Source organism: Kitasatospora sp. NPDC059827 (genome assembly GCF_042731675.1).
Classification (GTDB): domain Bacteria; phylum Actinomycetota; class Actinomycetes; order Streptomycetales; family Streptomycetaceae; genus Kitasatospora.
This window is the reverse complement of the sequence record NZ_JBHWIV010000094.1, coordinates 1-16,244: the sequence shown is the minus strand read 5'-3', so window position 1 is coordinate 16,244 and position 16,244 is coordinate 1. Positions and strand designations below refer to the sequence as shown.

Annotated in this window: 8 protein-coding genes and 3 pseudogenes; 4 read left to right on the top strand and 7 right to left on the bottom strand. The window is 71.5% G+C overall.

The features are described from left to right. Positions 1 to 15: 15 nt before the first annotated feature. The 7 genes from ACFV8H_RS35475 to ACFV8H_RS35445 form a co-directional block, all read right to left on the bottom strand. Positions 16 to 1,527 carry a glycoside hydrolase family 43 protein gene (locus ACFV8H_RS35475; RefSeq protein WP_380408102.1) on the bottom strand — a complete coding sequence of 504 codons (1,512 nt, stop codon included), beginning with the start codon at positions 1,525 to 1,527 and terminating at the stop codon, positions 16 to 18. 99 nt (positions 1,528 to 1,626) lie between these two features. Continuing rightward, positions 1,627 to 3,408 (bottom strand): cellulose binding domain-containing protein, encoded by a 1,782-nt coding sequence (locus ACFV8H_RS35470; RefSeq protein WP_380408100.1) that lies wholly within the window; start codon positions 3,406 to 3,408, stop codon positions 1,627 to 1,629. A 169-nt stretch (positions 3,409 to 3,577) separates the two neighbouring features. Continuing rightward, positions 3,578 to 5,719, bottom strand: coding sequence for a glycoside hydrolase family 36 protein (locus ACFV8H_RS35465; RefSeq protein ID WP_380408098.1), 2,142 nt, complete (start codon positions 5,717 to 5,719; stop codon positions 3,578 to 3,580). Between the two features lie 40 nt (positions 5,720 to 5,759). Beyond that, positions 5,760 to 7,745 (bottom strand): beta-galactosidase, encoded by a 1,986-nt coding sequence (locus tag ACFV8H_RS35460; RefSeq protein WP_380408096.1) that lies wholly within the window; start codon positions 7,743 to 7,745, stop codon positions 5,760 to 5,762. A gap of 77 nt (positions 7,746 to 7,822) precedes the next feature. Further along, complete coding sequence (locus ACFV8H_RS35455) at positions 7,823 to 8,797, bottom strand: carbohydrate ABC transporter permease (protein ID WP_380408094.1); 975 nt, start codon at positions 8,795 to 8,797, stop codon at positions 7,823 to 7,825. Beyond that, positions 8,794 to 9,741: an ABC transporter permease gene (locus ACFV8H_RS35450; RefSeq protein WP_380408092.1), complete on the bottom strand. Its 948-nt coding sequence runs from the start codon at positions 9,739 to 9,741 to the stop codon at positions 8,794 to 8,796. The genes ACFV8H_RS35455 and ACFV8H_RS35450 overlap by 4 nt, the downstream gene beginning before the upstream one ends. Continuing rightward, positions 9,738 to 11,354: an ABC transporter substrate-binding protein gene (locus ACFV8H_RS35445; RefSeq protein WP_380408090.1), complete on the bottom strand. Its 1,617-nt coding sequence runs from the start codon at positions 11,352 to 11,354 to the stop codon at positions 9,738 to 9,740. The genes ACFV8H_RS35450 and ACFV8H_RS35445 overlap by 4 nt, the downstream gene beginning before the upstream one ends. Before the next feature lie 266 nt (positions 11,355 to 11,620). Here ACFV8H_RS35445 and ACFV8H_RS35440 point away from each other — a divergent pair, with 266 nt between their 5' ends. The 4 genes and pseudogenes from ACFV8H_RS35440 to ACFV8H_RS35425 form a co-directional block, all read left to right on the top strand. Then, positions 11,621 to 14,476 carry a glycoside hydrolase family 3 C-terminal domain-containing protein gene (locus ACFV8H_RS35440; RefSeq protein ID WP_380408088.1) on the top strand — a complete coding sequence of 952 codons (2,856 nt, stop codon included), beginning with the start codon at positions 11,621 to 11,623 and terminating at the stop codon, positions 14,474 to 14,476. Positions 14,477 to 14,676: 200 nt separating this feature from the next. Beyond that, a pseudogene (locus ACFV8H_RS35435) lies at positions 14,677 to 15,459 on the top strand (acetylxylan esterase); the annotation flags it as partial. A gap of 145 nt (positions 15,460 to 15,604) precedes the next feature. Continuing rightward, a pseudogene (locus ACFV8H_RS35430) lies at positions 15,605 to 15,736 on the top strand (family 1 glycosylhydrolase); the annotation flags it as partial. Next, a pseudogene (locus ACFV8H_RS35425) lies at positions 15,733 to 16,244 on the top strand (alpha-xylosidase); the annotation flags it as partial. The pseudogenes ACFV8H_RS35430 and ACFV8H_RS35425, both read left to right, overlap by 4 nt.

The following is a 16,244-nucleotide window of genomic DNA, read 5'->3' as shown; positions in this document are numbered from 1 at the left end:
GGTCCTGATGGGTGGTCAGGAAAACGGGACGGGCTCGTAGTCGAACCGGTCGAAGTGGACGGTGCCTTCGGCGGCGTACATGCCGATGACCCGGCCGGTGAAGCCGCCGGCCACCTCGGTGGACAGGTAGCGCCCGTCGAGGGCGGCGAGCACGGTGAAGGTGCCGTCGGGCTCCTCGATGCCGAGGACGACGTCGTCGGGGCCGGTGCGCGGGCCGCGCGTCTCGCGCGGGACGACGTCCACGCCTAGTACCACGGGCCCGGTGGGCACCGGACGGGTGGCGACCTCGGTGCGCAGCGAGCCGATCCGGGCGTAGACCTTCACCTCGCCGTCGGCCGCCTCGATCTCGTAGTGGTGGTCCTCGGCCATCCGGACGGCGAGGCCGCCGCGGCCCCCGGCGGGGTCGATCAGGGTGCGGGTCCGGCAGCCGAGGTGCTGCTGGCGCCGGCCGACGAACACCACGTCGTTCTCGTCGAGGGAGGCGCCCGCGGCGCGCAGGGTGAGCCAGCCGGAACGCTCCTTCGTGGTGCACAGGTGCTCGGGGCGCTCGCGCACCGAGATCCACTGGGGGTGCAGCTCGGCCCGGTCGAAGTCGTCCCGGGCGGGGACTGCGGGCGCGGGGTGCAGCGGCCAGGCCGGGGTGGGCAGTTCGGGGGTGACCCGGCCGACCACCGGCCAGCCGTCCACCCACTCGACCGGGGCGAGGAAGGTCTCCCGGCCGAGCACGTACCAGGCGGGGGTGCCGCCGCGCGGCCGTACGGCGAGCAGCACCATCCACCACGAGCCGTCGGGTGCCTGGACGAGGTCGGCGTGCCCGGTGTTCTGGATGGGGTTGTTGATGCCGCGGTGGGTCAGCACCGGGTTGGACGGGCACGGCTCGAACGGGCCGGAGGGCGAGGTGCCGCGGGCGATGGAGACGGCGTGGCCGCGCTCGGTGCCGCCCTCGGCGATCATCAGGTACCAGTACTCGCCGATCCGGTACAGGTGCGGGGCCTCGGGGGCCGCGGCGCCGGGTGCGCCGGACCAGATCCGCTGCGGCTCGCCGATGGTCTCGCCGGTCGTCGGGTCGAGGCGGACCTGGGAGACGCCGGCGACGGTGCACCAGCAGGTGCCGTCCTCGTCCCAGGCGAGGTCCGGGTCGATGCCGTGGACGCCGGGCAGCCGGATCGGGTCGGACCAGGGGCCGGCCGGGTCGGTGGTGGTGAAGAGCAGGTTGCCGTCGCCGCTGACGTTGGTGACGATCAGCCAGAAGCGGCCGTCGTGGTGGCGCAGTGTCGGGGCGTAGATCCCGGCGGAGGACGGGGACTCGCGCGGAAGGCGCAGCTGGCTCGGCCGGTCCAGGGCGTTGCCGATCTGGGTCCAGTTGAACAGGTCGCGGCTGTGGAAGACGGGGATGCCGGGGAAGTACTCGAAGCTGGAGCAGACGAGGTAGTAGTCGTCGCCCACGCGGCAGACGCTCGGGTCCGGGTGGAAGCCGGGGATCACGGGGTTGGGGAGGGTTCCGGTCGGCTGGGGCTGGTCTGACACGTGGTCGGTTCCTTTCGAAGGTGCATGTCGGGGTGGTGGTGCCCCGGGCCCTCGGCCCTGGAGAGGTCCGGGGCCCGGGGCACCACCGGCTCATCGGGTTCAGCCGATCGCGCAGGAGGCGCCGTTGAACCGGAAGGCGGAGGGGTTGGCGTCACTGCCGGACCAGTTGGCCTTGAAGCCCCACTGGACGCTGCCGCCCTGCGGGACGGAGGCGTTGTAGGACACGTTCCCGGCGCTGACGCTCCGGCCGCTCTGCGACACCGAGGCGTTCCAGGTGTTGGTGATGCCGTTGTCGCCGGGGAAGTCGAAGCCGAGGGACCAGCCGTTGACCTGGCCGAGGCCGTTGTTGACGACGGTGACGGAGCCGACCATGACGCCCTGCCACTCGTTCTTGTTGTAGACGACCCGGCAGGCCGCGCTGGTCGGGTGCATCTGGACGACCGTGATGCCGTAGGCGGGCACGGTCTGGGTGGTCGCACTGCCGGACTGGGCCGTGCCGATCCCGCGGGCGTTCTTGAGGTAGGAGTGGACGGTCGGGGTGGCGGAGGACGGGGTGAACCCTGTGTAGGAGAGGTTCACCGTGGCGTCGTTGTTCGGGTCCTTGTTGATCAGCATGACGTCCACGTCACCGTCGGCGCGGCGGACGGCGTGCGCGGTGAGCAGCGAGGACGAGCTGGCGGCCTTGACCAGGGTGTCCCCGGGCGCGCCGAGCTTGCTGATCATCTGGATGCCGTAGTAGGCAGGGAAGGGCGTGTTGAGGGCCGGCTCGCAGGAGGAGCCGCTGGAGACCATGCCGCCGTCGTTGTAGTCGGTGGCGCCCTCGACCGTGGTCACCTTCGTGCAGTCGGTGCCGTTGCGCAGGTCCCACCAGTCCACGTTGAACGCACCGTTCTCCAGCCAGGTGAGGTAGTTGTCCGGGGCGAACAGTCCGTTGGGGGAGGTGTCGAGGTAGGCCTGGGCGTTCGCCTCGGTCACCGCGATGCCGACGTTGGGGGCGTTGGTCCCGGCGTACTGGTTGATCAGCGAACGCACGGCGCCGGTGATGCCGGCGTTCTGGGCCTGCGGCTTGGTGAGCAGGTCGGCCGGGCTGGTGCTGGTGGGGTAGGCGTGCACGATGGCGAAGTCGATCTTCGAGCCGGCGATCGACAGGACGGTGTGGTTCCAGTCCATGGTGTCGCCCGGACCGACCATGCCGTCCGGCCAGTAGCCGGGGGTGGTCAGCACGGCGCCGATCTTGACGCTCGGGTCGGCCGCCTTCATCGCCGAGACGTACTGGAGCACGTTGTTCGCGTAGGTCGTGGCACTCTTGCTGCTGTGGGTGTCGTACTCCCACTTGGCGCCGTACTCGCCGTTGCCGTAGACCTCGTTGCCGATCTCCCAGTACTTGATGCCGTAGCCCTTGGTGGTGTTGGCGTACTGGACCCAGGCGGCGGCCTCCTGGGGGGTGCCCGAGCCGTAGTTGGCGGTGATGATCGGCTGCGCTCCGGCGGCGCGCACGGTGCCCATGAAGGCGTCGAAACCGGTGTTCGGAGCGACGTACGAACCGTCGTCGGTGGTGCCGGTCTGCCAGTGGTAGGCGTCGGAGTGGCTGCCGCCGGGGTAGCGGACGGTGTTGATTCCGGCCGTGCCGAGCAGGCCGGCGGTGCCGGCGGCGTTCATGTTGACGTCGTAGACCGGGATGTTCACGCCGACGCCGGTGGCGGGAACGGTGGCGAGCTGCAGGGCGGCGTCGACCGACACCGACACGGTGCTCGCCGTGACGGCGGGCGGTGCGGCGGCGGCGTGCGGCGCGACGACGGCGATCGCGCCGGCGAGTGCGAGCGACAGGGCCGCCGCGACCGTTATGGTGCGTTCACGACAAGACTGGACGGGTGACTTCACTTCGTCCCTCCAGGGGTGGGGGTGCGTGGGGTTCGGGTGTGGGGATCGAACTCCCGCGTTCTGGACGGTAGGGCCCGGTGCGGCTGCTCGGGTCGGGCCCGGACGCGAAGCGTGTTCCGTACGGATGCGGGCCGGCGCGGTGGGGCGCGCGCGGACACCTGGCGCATCGTCAACTCCGTTCGATCGGCATCCTGGTGAGGCGGAGCAGAACGGCGGACGGGGCTGCCGGCAGGGTCAGGGTGAGTTCGGCGGTGTCCGGGTGCCAGGTGGCGCGGGCCTGGCTGGACGACGGGTAGAGCACCTCGACGCGGACCTCGGCGCCGGCCAGCCGGTGCAGGTCGAGATCCCTGACGCTCTCCTCGCCGGAGCGACGCCAGGCGGTGACGTAGGCGGTGTCCGGGGTGTGCAGCGCCAGGGCGATCCACGGATCCTCCCAGCCCGGGAGTCCGAGCGGCCAGGCGGGCAGCGCCTGTGATAGGTCGGTGCGGATCGCCTTGTGGACGGCCACCGCCTCGTGAACCAAGTCCCTTGCCTCTTCGGTGAGTTCGGTGATGCGACCGGAGAGGTGGATGCGGCCGAGGAGCGCGTTGGCCATGGTGATGGCTACTTCGTCGGGGGAGTCCTCGGGCAGCGGGTAGGCCCAGACGGCGCCCTGCTCGGGCGTGACGGCGGTGGGGGCCGCCGCCGCTATCGGCGCGTAGCGCAGCAGGTCCTGCTGGTCGCTGGTGGACTGCAGCTGGAGCCGGGAGAGCAGGGCGTGGTCCATCCGCATGCCGCCGGACGCGCAGTTCTCGATCACCAGCTCGGGGTGCCGGTCCAGGATGCCGTCCAGCCAGGCGAGCTGGGCCCGGTTGTGGCCGAGCAGACCGGCCGCCGGAGCCTCTCCCGGGTGGCTGCTGGTGCCGGAGCCCGGGTCGGTGTTGTGGTCCAGCTTGAGGTAGCCGACGCCCCACTCACCGACCAGGCGGTCCACCACGGCGTCCAGGTGGGCGCGGGCGGCCGGATGGCGCAGGTCCAGGTGGTACCGGCCGCCGCCCTCCTGCACCCGCCGTCCGTCGCGGCGGAAGAACGCCTCCTCCGGAAGGGACCGGGCGACCGGGCTGTCCACCCCGACCGCCTCCGGCTCCAGCCACAGACCGGGGACCATGCCCCGCTCCCGGATGCGGTCCAGGACCTCGTGGATCCCCCTCGGCCCGGGGAAGCGGGAGGCCGACGGCTCCCAGGCCCCGACGGAGCTCCACCAGTTGTCGCCGTCGTCGTACCAGCCGGCGTCGATGACGAAGTACTCCGCGCCGGCCTCGGCGGCGGCGTCGACCAGCGGCAGCAGCCTGGCCGTGGTCGGGTCGCCCATCAGGCAGTTCATGTAGTCGTTGAATATCACCGGCAGCCGGTGGTGGTCGGGGTGCGGGCGGCGGGTGGCCCGGCGGTACGCGGTGAGGGCGGCGAAGGCGCCGTCGGGCCCGCCGTCCGTGGCCAGTGCGAGCGCCACGGGGACGGCACGGAACTCGGCGCCGGGCTCCAGCGGGTGGCGCCAGCCGTGGTCGGCGTCGTTCGGGCCGTACAGCGCCGCGTACGCCGTGTCGTCGCGCACCCCGCACTCCCAACGCCAGCCGCCCCCGTTGTGCTCGATCTGCCACAGCCAGGTGCGGCCGGACTCCCGGTCGGTCAGACCGCCCATCGGCAGGTGGCCGCAGCTGGACCAGACGCCCTGGCCGGCCACGACGCGGGTGCTGCGGCCGGAGGTGGTGTGGACGCGGCCACTGCGCTCGGGCGAGGACACCCGCAGCGGCTGGCGGTGCCAGCGGCATTCGGCGAACCACTCGTTCTCCGCCCACAACAGGTCGGCGTCGTCCAGATCCACCGGGTCGCCCCCGGTGAGGCAGCCCGCCACGAGCGAGCCGACCGACTCCAGGTGCAGCGTGCGCGGCCCCTCGTTGCGCAGCCGCACCTCGCTGCGCAGCACCGGCAGGCCGTCCAGGGAGCGGTAGACCACCTCGGCGGTCAAGCCGCCCTCCGGTTCGTGGAGTTCGACGGTGAGCACGTGCCAGTCGCCGTCGCGGGTCGCACGGTGGGAGCGGTGGCGCAGCCGTCCGCCGAGGGCGCTGTTGACGAGGTGGCGGCCCGACCAGTAGCGGCCGAGGTCCGCCGTCGTCACCTCCACCAGCGGCAGCGGCGCGCCGGGGCGGGGTGCGGCGCTCTTCTCACCGGGTGCGCCGAGGCGGGTCAGCCGCGGGGGGCCGTGCTCGCCCAGGTCGACCTCCAGCTCCAGGGCGCCGTGGCCCCAGCGGATCGTCTCGTGCGGGTCGCTCATCGGTGGCCTTCCTCGGTGGGCGGGGGAGACGGGGGAGCGTTCACTGCCTGCGCAGGACCGCGCAGCCTCCGGACGCCAGTTCGCCGAGCGTCGCGTCGGTGAGCAGGTCGTGGCCGGGCTGCGGCAGGGGAACGGCCTCGGTCCGGTGGTTGATCAGCACGTGCCAGCTCCGGCCGTCCGCCGCGTGGCGGGTGACGGCCTCGACGCCGGCCGGCAGGCCCGGAACCTCCGGGACGACCCCGGCTTCCGTCAGGAGCCGGTCGACCAGGCCGGCGTAGCCGGTGTCGTCGAGGCGGGTGGAGAGGTACCAGCCGTGGCCGGAGCCGAGGGCGTGGCGGGTGAGCGCCGGGCTGCCGTCGAGCATGCCGTGGGTGTAGGCGGCGATGACCTCGGCGCCGTCGGTGCGCAGGGACTCGCTCCAGGCGGAGCCCGTCGAGCCGTCGGAGAGCGCGATCTCCTCGCCCTTCGGCAGCGGGCGGTGCTCCTCGACCCGGATGCCCAGTGCCTCGCGTAGCGGTGCGGCCGGGTAACCGCCGAGCCGGGCGTGCAGGTGCTCGTCGACGATGCCGCCGCAGTGCTGGACGAGCAGGGTGCCGCCGTCGGCGACGTAGCGGCGCAGATTCTCGGCGCCCGCGTCGGTGAGCAGGAACAGGGCGGGGGCGAGGACGACCCGGTAGCGGCTCAGGTCGTGTTCGGGGTGGGCGAACTCGACCGTCAGTCCGGCGTCCCACAGCGCCCGGTGGGCGCGGCGCAGCGCGGGGTAGTAGCCGAGCTCGCTGGAGGGGAGGCCGTCGACGTTCATCGCCCACCAGGCGTCGGAGTCGTGCAGCACGGCGACGTCGGCCCGGACGGTGGAGCCGGCGAGTTCACCGAGCCGGGCGACGGCTTCCCCGGCGGCCGTGACCTCGCGGAAGATGCGGCTGTCGGGCCCGGCGTGCGGGACCATCGCCGAGTGCCACGTCTCGGCGCCGGCCCGGGACTGGCGCCACTGGAAGAACAGCGCGCCCTCCGAGCCGCGGGCGATGTGGGCGAGCGAGTGGCGAAGGATGTCCCCCGGCTCCTTGGGGAGGATGCGGTCGCCGACGTAGACGGTGTTGGTGCCCGATTCCATCAGCAGCCAGGGGGCGCCGCCGGCGAAGGAGCGGGCCCGGTCGGCGTCGAAGGCGGCGTGGGCGGCGGCGTCGACGCCGGGCGCGCTGGGGTAGTGGTCGATGGAGACCAGGTCGACCTCGCGGCCGAACGCCCAAAGGTCCAGGTTCTGGTAGCCGGGCACCATGAGGTTGGTCGTCACCGGCCGGTCGCTGTGGGCGCGGATCGCGTCGCGCTGCTCGCGGTAGGCGGCGAGGGTCTCGTCCGACCAGAAGCGCTTGTAGTCCAGGTCCTGGCCGGGGTTGTGGTGCCACTGGCTGGTGCGGGGCGGGAGGATCTGCTCCCACGAGGTGTAGTGCTGGCTCCAGAAGGCCGTCCCCCAGGCGTCGTTGAGGGCGTCCAGGGAGCCGTGGCGGGCGCGCAGCCAGACCCGGAAGGCGGCGGCGGTGTGGTCGCAGTAGCAGAGGGTGACGTACTCGTTGTGGACGTGCCACAGGGCGAGTGCCGGGTGTTCGCCGTAGCGTTCGGCGAGGGCGCCGGCGATGCGGCGGGCGGCCTGACGGTAGGCGGGGGCGGTGAGGCAGTAGGTGTCCCGGCTGCCGTGGGTCAGCCGGGTGCCGTCGGGGCGGACGGTCAGGGCGTCCGGGTGGGCCAGCGTGAACCAGGGCGGTGGGGACGCGGTGGGGGTGGCCAGGTCGACCGCGACGCCGGCCGCGTGGAGGCGGTCGAGGTGGGCGTCGAGCCACTCGAAGTCGTACCTGCCCTCCTCGGGTTCCAGCAGGGCCCAGGAGAAGACGCCGACGGTGGCGAGGTTGACGCGCGCCCGGCGCATCAGTTCGTCGTCCTCCTTCCACACCTGGGCGTCCCACTGTTCGGGGTTGTAGTCCCCGCCGTAGGCGAGGCCGCCGAGGCGGTCCGTGAGTCGGCGGATGTCCATCTGGGTGCCGTCCTTCCGGAAGCGGGGTCAACTGCGTCTCCCGGCCCGGCGGGGCGCGCCGGACCGGTTCGGATCGCTCAGCCCTTGATCGCGCCGGTGAGGACACCGGCACGCAGGTGCTTCTGCACGAACGGGTACACGATCACCAGTGGGACCAGGGTGAGGACCACGACCGCCATCTGCAGCGACAGCGGTGCGGTCTGCGCGTGGGTCTGCCCGAAGCCGGAGTTGACCGAGCCGGGCAGGCCGTTGGCCCGGTTGACGTAGGTGAGCAGCACGTACTGCAGGGGCCACTTCTCGCTGTCCGTCGGCATGTAGAGCATGACGTTGAAGAAGGAGTTCCAGTAGCCCACGGCGTAGAAGAGCGCGGTGACGGCGGTGACGGCGCGTGAGGTGGGCAGGACGACGGACCACAGGATCCGCCACTCGCCGGCGCCGTCCATCCGGGCCGCGTCGATCAGCTCGGAGGAGGTCTCCTGGTAGAAGGCGCGCAGCACCAGGATGTTGAAGACGGAGACCGCGCTCGGCAGGATCAGCGCCCACCACTGGCCGTAGCCGCCGAGGCCGGTGACGACCAGGAAGCTCGGGATCAGACCGCCGCTGATGAACATCGTGATGATCAGCAGCAGCAGGACGAAGCGGTGCCCGAGGGAGCGCGGCCGGGAGAGCCCGTAGGCGCACAGGACGGAGACGGCCATGGACACCGCGGTGCCGACCACGGTGATCCCGAGGCTCACCCCCAGCGCGGTGATGATCGTCGAGTCGCTGAGCATCTGGCGGTACGTCTCGGTGGTCAGGCCGTCCGGCCAGATCACCAGGCCGCCGGCCCGGTTGATGGCGCCGGGGGTGGAGAAGCTGGTCAGGACGATGATGTAGAGCGGGACCAGGATGACGGCGAGCATCCCGCCGAGGGTGAGTCCCTTGGCGGCCTGGCCGACGGCGGTGGGCGGCTCGTCCCAGGGCGGACGGGCGGAGCCGGCCCGGCGCCTGGCGGCCGTGGCGGCCCGGCGGCGCATCTCCCGCCGGGATCCCATGGTGAGTGCGTTGGTCATTTGCGATACAGCCCGTCCTCGCCGAAGGCGTGCGCCAGCCGGTTGGCACCCCAGATGAGCAGGAGGGAGACCACGCTCTTGAAGAGCCCGGCCGCCGCGCCGTAGCTGTAGCCGCCGGTGGCGATGCCGTAGTAGAAGGAGAAGGTGTCCAGGACGTCCGCGGTCTCGTGGCCGACGGCGTCGCGTTGGACCAGGAACTGCTCGAAGCCCACGGACAGGGCGTTGCCCAGCCGCAGGACCAGCATCAGCACGATCACCCCGCGCAGGCCCGGCAGCGTGATGTGCCACATCCGCCGCAGCCGTCCGGCGCCGTCAGCCGCCGCGGCCTCGTACAGCTCGCTGTTGATCGCGCTCAGTGCGGCGAGGAAGACGATGATCCCCCAGCCCGCCTCCTTCCAGATCGCCTGCGACGTGACCAGCAGCGCGAAGGTGTGCGGGTTGGTCATGATGTCCCAGGTGCCGATGTCGTGCTGGCGCAGGAACTGGTTGAGCACGCCGGCGCCGCCGAGCATCTGCTGGAAGATCGTGACCGCCAGCACCCAGGAGAAGAAGTGCGGCAGGTAGACCACGGACTGGAAGAAGTTGCGGATCCGCTCGCTGATCACCGAGTTGAGCAGCAGGGCCAGGGCGATGGGGATCGGGAAGAACAGGACCAGCTGGACGAAGCTGAGGTAGAGGGTGTTCTTCATCGAGGCCCAGAACGCCGGGTCGCCGAACAGCTGCTGGAACTGGTCGAAGCCGACCCATTCGCTGTGCCAGACCCCGACCAGCGGGTCGTACTCCTGGAAGGCGGTGACGATGCCGAACAGCGGCACGTAGTTGAACACCAGGAGCAGGACGACCGCGGGGACCGTCATCAGCAGGAGGGACTTGTCGCGCCGCAGCCTGGTCCGCCAGGTGAGCCGCGCAGGCTCGGCCGGGCGCTTCGGGGCCGCGGTGCTCACTGGCCGGTGCCGTACTTGTTGAGGACGTTGTCGGTCATCCACTGCTTGAGCCGCTCACCCGGGCCGGATCGCCAGCTGGCGATGGCGTCCTGCACGTCGGAGACCTTCTTCTTGCCGTGGTAGCAGTCCTTGATGGTGTCGTTGACGTTCTGCGCGGCATCGGCCGAGGCGATGGCCTGGGGCATGCTGAGGTTCATGCCCCAGAAGGGCGGCTTGGTGAGGTACTTGACGTTGGCGGCCGACCAGCCTGCGTAGTCCCTGGTGACCTGCTCGCCGCCCGGGTTGCTGATCACGGAGCCGGAGGCGGCCAGGAACGAGTAGGTCGTCACCTGGACGTCTTTCTTCCCTTCCTCCGTGAAGGTCGGCATGCCGTTCACCCGGGTGTGGTGGACGCCCTCGACGCCGAAGTTGACCATGGTGTACTCGGCCGTGCCGTACGGCGCGGCGAGGTAGTTCGCGACTGAGAGCAGTTCCTGGATCTGCTCCGGCTTCAGACCGGCGTTGAGGTAGCTGATCATGCTGGCGGCGGCGCCCATGTAGATCACCGGCGTGCCCTTGCCGTCGGCGGTGATGGCGTTGAACGCGCCCCGCCGGTAGTTCGGGTCCGCGGCGGTGCCGGACTGGTGGTCGGACAGGTTCCACGCGCCCAGTCCGCCGCCCCCGATGAGCGTCTTCCCGCTGTAGAAGCGGGTGCTCCCGTTGGAGACGTCGCCGGCGAGGGCGTCCGGGTGCATGTAGCCCGAGGTGGCCAGGCGGTTGTGCCAGTCGAGGGCCTCCAGGAACTCCTGGGTCTCGAACGGGTGGACCAGCTTGCCGTTGTCGACCCTCCACTTCATCGGAACGCCCCACGCGAACTGGAGATAGGTCCACACGTCGTCGAAGGCCCACACGCCCCGTTTGGCGTCGGTCAGTTCCTTGCCGATGTTCATCAGGTCGTCCGCGGACTTGACCTGGTCGGCGGTGATGCCCCGGGCCTCGAGGACGTCCCGGCGGTAGAAGGTGGCGCCGGGGATGCCGAAGCTGGTGGAGAAGCAGGGGATCCCGTAGAGCTTGTCGCCCCAGACGCCGTGCTGCCAGGCACCGGTGGGCAGCGCGGCCAGGTTGGGGTACTTCCTGATGTTGTCGCCGGACAGGTACGGGGTCAGGTCCGCGAGCTGGGTGCCGACCAGCCCGCCGGTGTTGAAGTTGGAGTTCAGCCAGGCCGGCAGGTTGATCCAGTCCGGCAGCTTCTTGGCGGCGGTCATCGTCGGGATGATCGTGTTGTAGTTGATGCCGTCCGTCGGCTTGACGGTCAGCTCGACCCCGAGCGCCTTGCTCATCGCCTGGTAGAAGGAGTTGCCGACCGGTGGGGCGGTGCCCCACAGCGGGGTGATCGCCGTGTAGCTGCCGCCCTTGCCCGGAACGCCGGAGACGCTGGTGGGAGGGGAAGCCGGGTAGGAGAGGTAGGCCGGGTCGGTCGCAGCGTCGCCTGTGCCCTGCACGGAGGCGATGTCCGGCTTGACCGCGTTGGTGTTGGGTACGTAGGTCGGGAGGGCGGCCTTGAGGCCTTCCTTGGTGTTCGCCGCGGCCTTCTTGTCCGAGCCGCCGCCGCAGGCGGACAGCAGGGGTGCCATCGCGGCGGCTCCCGCGACCGTGGCGGCGGTGGTCAGAAAGCTCCTGCGATTCAACCCGGATCTCATGGTGGCGTGGCCCCTCTCCGTCGAAGCGTCGAAGCGCTTGAATGTTTCGGCGAGACTAACGACGCGTTACCAGTTGAGCAAGGGGCTGAACAAACTCAAAGTCCTTTGGTCCCTGGGTAGTTGACAGACCATTTGGGCCGTGTCAGCGTCGAGGCGCTTCGACTTGACCACTGAGCCCAGCTGTCCGAGGGGTATTCCACGTGAGTTCCGTGCCGGTGTCCGCAGCCGACCTGCCTGCTTTCCGCAACCCCACGCTCGCCCCACGCAAGCGTGTCGACGACCTGCTCCAGCGGCTCACGCTCGACGAACGGCTCGCGATGCTGCACCAGTACGCGCCGGCTGTGCCGCGCCTGGGTGTCGGCCCGTTCCGTACCGGCAGCGAGGGCCTGCACGGAGTCTCCTGGCTCGGCGTGGCGACGGTCTTCCCGCAGGCCGTCGGCCTCGGCGCCAGCTGGGACGAGGACCTGGTGCGCGGTGTCGCCGAGGCGGTCTCGACCGAGCTGCGGGCCTTCCACTACCACCGCTCGCCGGCAGTCGGCAGCCCCGAGCGCGGGCCCAACTCCCTGCAGGCCTGGGCCCCCGTGCTCAACCTGCTGCGCGATCCGCGCTGGGGGCGCAACGAGGAGGGCTACTCCGAGGACCCGGTGCACACCGCGCGGGTCGGCGAGGCGTTCTGTTGGGGCCTCTCCGGCGACCACCCGGCCTACCTGCGGACCGCGCCGGTGCTCAAGCACTTCCTCGCGTACAACAACGAGGACGACCGCTGCACCACCTCCTCCGGAGTGCGCCCGCGCGTCCTCCAGGAGTACGACCTCGCCGCCTTCCGTCCCGTCGTCGCCTCCGGCGCCGCGACCGGCGCGATGGCTGCCTACAACCTGGTCAACGGCCGCCCCTGCCACGTCAGTCCGCTGATCGAGGTCGAGCTGCGCCGCTGGGCCCGGCAGACAGGCCACGAGCTGTTCGTGGTCAGCGACGCCGAGGCCCCCTCCAACCTGGTCGACCCGGAGCACTACTTCGACGACCACGCCGAGGGCCACGCGGCCGCGCTCAAGGCCGGCATCGACAACTTCACCGACCACGGCGAGGACAGTGCCACCGTGATCGGCCGACTGCGCGAGGCGCTGGACCGCGGCCTGATCGAGGAGGTCGACGTCGACCGCGCCGTCCGCCGGCAGCTCGAAGTGCGCCTGCGGCTCGGCGAGTTCGACCCCGAACTGGACCCGTACACGGGCATCGGCCCCGAGGTGATCGACAGCCCCGAGCACCGTTCCCTGGCCCGGAGGGCGGCCGCCGAGTCGACCGTCCTGCTCAAGAACGACGGCCTGCTGCCGATCGACGCGGCCCGCGCACCTCGGATCGCCGTCATCGGCCCGCTCGCCGACACCCTCTTCGAGGACTGGTACAGCGGCACCCTGCCGTACCGGGTGGGCATCGCCACCGGACTGGCCGCGGCCCTCGGCGCCCACGGCGGCGAGGTCGTCCCGGTGGAGGGCGCGGACCGCATCACCCTCCGCTCACGCACCACCGGTGAACTGCTCGGGAAGTCCGCCTTCGACGTGACCGACTGGGGCGGTGGTGCCACCACCCTGCGCGCCGCCGACACCGGTCGGCTCCTGTCCCTCCAGGACGACGACGGCCTGGCGGCCGGCCAGGACGTGATCAAGAGCTGGTTCATCAAGGAGACCTTCCGGATCGAACCGGACGGCCCCGACACGGTGCTGCTGCGATCGGTCTTCACCGGGCGCTACGCCGCCGTGGACCCGACCGACGGCCGGGTGAGTGTCACCGCCGAGAGCGCGGAGGACGCCGAGCGCTGGCAGCGCGAGCTGGTGCGCGACGGCATCGCCGAGGCCCGGGCGGCCGCCGCGAACGCGGATGTCGCCGTGGTCGTCCTCGGCAACCACCCGCTGATCAACGGCCGCGAGACCGAGGACCGCGCCGACATCGACCTGCCCGAGGGGCAGGAGGAACTGCTGCGCGCCGTCGCCGAAGCCCGCCCGGACACCGCCCTGGTCGTGATGAGCAGCTACCCGTACGCCCTCGACTGGGCCGACGAACACCTGCCCGCCGTGGTGTGGACGTCCCACGGCGGGCAGGAAACAGGACACGCGCTGGCCGCGGTGCTGCTCGGCGGGGCCGAGCCCGCCGGCCGCCTGCCGCAGACCTGGTACCGGGGCGACGACCCGCTGCCCGCCCCGCTCGACTACGACATCATCAAGGCCGGCTGGACCTACCAGTACCACCGGGGCGCCACCCTCTACCCCTTCGGCCACGGGCTCTCCTACACCGACGTCGCCTACCGGGACCCGCGGCTGTCGCAGCCGTCGATCGGCCCGGACGGCGCGGTCGACCTCACCGTCACCGTGGAGAACCGCGGCCGGCGCGTTGGCAGCGACGTCGTCCAGGTCTACGTCCGCGCCCTGAACGCCCGCTACGAGGCGCCCCGGCTGCGCCTGGCCGACTTCCGCAAGGTCCGCCTGGAGCCGGGGGAGAGCCGCGAGCTGACGTTCCGGCTGCCGGCCGAGCGGTTCGCCCACTGGGACGTCGCCACGGGCGCCTTCGCCGTCGACCCCGGCGGCTACGAGGTCGTCGTGGCGAGGTCGGCCGAGGACGAGGTCCTCGTCGTGCCGCTCACCGTGACCGGGGCGGCGCCGACCCCCCGCGCCATCGTCGGACGGAGCGTCCAGGCCATCGACTTCGACGACCACACCGACATCACCATCGTCGACGCCACCCGCGCCGACGGTGACGCCGTGACCCCCACCGACCCCGGGCAGCCCGCGACGCTGCTGTTCCGCGAGGTCGACCTCTCCGGCGCCGTCCGGGTCGAGGTCGAGACCGCCCGCGAGGGCGGGGAGACGGGACCGGCCCGGCTCGACGTCCGGGCCGGCGGGCGGGTGGTGGCCGAGGTCGGGGTGCCCGTGACCGGCGACCGCTACGCCTGGACGACGGTCGCCGCCGACCTCGCCGCCCCGCTCGACGGAGTGCACGACCTGAGCCTGACCCTGCGCGGCGACTACCGGCTCTCCTCCTTCCGGTTCGGTGCGGCCGGCTGAGGCCTGCCGCCCCACAGACCGGCGGCCCGTCCCGGGGGAAGACGGGCCGCCACCCGTTCCAGCCCGGCTCACCGCCCGGGGCGATCCCGCCCGCCGCCGGGGCGCCGACCCGCAGTCACCAGCCGCCCGGAGGCGGCCCGCATGTCACTGCTCACGCCCCACCACCTGACCTCGAACTCGCCCCACCCGGAGGAAGCCCCGTGCCCGTCACCGACTTCGGCGTCGACGAACTCGTCGGCTACCGGCCCGAGTCGACCGCCCCGCAGGACTTCGACGCATTCTGGGAACGGACCCTCGCCGAAGCCCGCTCCCACGGCGGCGCGGTCAAGGCCGAACGTGTCACCGAGCAGTCCGGACTGCGCACCGTGGAGGTCGACGACGTACGGTTCCCGGGCTGGAACGGCGAGCCGGTGGCCGCCTGGCTGCTGCGCCCGCGCGATGCGGAAGGCCCGTTGCCCGTCGTCGTCACCTACATGGGATACAGCGGCGGCCGCGGGCTGCCCACCGAGCACCTGTTCTGGTCCGCGGCCGGCTATGCCCAGTTGGTCGTGGACAGCCGGGGGCAGGGCCACGACACTCCGGACCGGGGCGTGGGAGAGGGCACCCAGTGGGTCGGGGGCTTCATGACCAAGGGCATCGAGTCCCCGGAGAACCACTACTACCGGCGGTTGATGACCGACTGTGTGCGTGCGGTGGACGCCGTTGCGCAGTTGCCCGGTCTCGATGTCGGCCGGATCGTCGTGGCGGGTGGCAGCCAGGGTGGTGGGTTGTCCCTGGCGGTGGCGGGGCTCAGCGGGGACCGGGTGGCGGCGGTGATGCCGGACGTGCCGTTCCTGTGCGACTACGTTGAGGGCGCGCGGACCTCTCTGGACGGTCCGTACCAGGAGCTCGTCAGCTATCTGCGTTGGCACAGTCGGGAGCGGGTGCGGCCGACGTTCGCGACCCTGGCGTACTTCGACGGCGTCAACTTCGCCGGGCGGGCCAGTGCTCCGGCTCGAACCCGCCCGTCCAGCTGGCCTGGCTGCGCGAGCGCGGGCTGGCGCCGACGTGGTGACCGCACCATCGCGACCCGTGCCCGGCTCACCGAGGGACCTCATGAGGGTGAGCCGCACGATCGGCTCCGACACCGGCTACGAGCAGCGTTTCGGTCTGGTCCGCGTCGACTACGACACTCTGGCCCGTACCCCGAAGGACAGTTATGACTGGTTCCGGGGTCTGATCACCGCGCATGGTGCGCGGACGGAGGAACCTGTCCGATGAAGTTCACCGACGGCTATTGGTTGATGCGTCCGGGTGTCACGGCGCGGTATGCCACCGAGGTCGCGGATGTCCGTACCGGTGAGGGCCGGTTGACGTTGTTCGCGCCGGTCAGGCATGTGCGTGGTCGTGGTGACACGCTCAACAGCCCGCTGTTGACCGTCGAGTGCTGGTCGCCGGCGGAGGGTGTGATCGGGGTGCGCGTCACCCACCACGCGGGTTCGGTGCGGGGTGGGCCGGAGTTCGCGCTGCCCGGCGCCGAGGAGGGCAGTGGGAAGGTGCGCCGGGACGGCGACGTGGTGGAACTGAGCTCCGGTGAACTGACGTTGCGGGTCGACGTTGCTGAGCCGTGGCGGCTGGAGTTCACCGCGGGCGGCCGGGTGCTGACCACGGTGGGCGAGCGCGGCACCGGTTTCGTCACCGACGCCGAGGGCCGCCACCACATGCTCGGTCAGTTGTCCCTGGGGGTGGGGGAGCTGGTGTACGGCCTGGGGGAGCGGTTCACGCCGTT

Bases quoted from the DNA above. Each gene is read 5' to 3' on its own strand.
- ACFV8H_RS35465 (WP_380408098.1), bottom strand. From the start codon at position 5,719: ATGAGCGACCCGCACGAGACGATCCGCTGGGGCCACGGCGCCCTGGAG.
- ACFV8H_RS35460 (WP_380408096.1), bottom strand. From the start codon at position 7,745: ATGGACATCCGCCGACTCACGGACCGCCTCGGCGGCCTCGCCTACGGC.
- ACFV8H_RS35455 (WP_380408094.1), bottom strand. From the start codon at position 8,797: ATGACCAACGCACTCACCATGGGATCCCGGCGGGAGATGCGCCGCCGG.
- ACFV8H_RS35445 (WP_380408090.1), bottom strand. From the start codon at position 11,354: ATGGCACCCCTGCTGTCCGCCTGCGGCGGCGGCTCGGACAAGAAGGCC.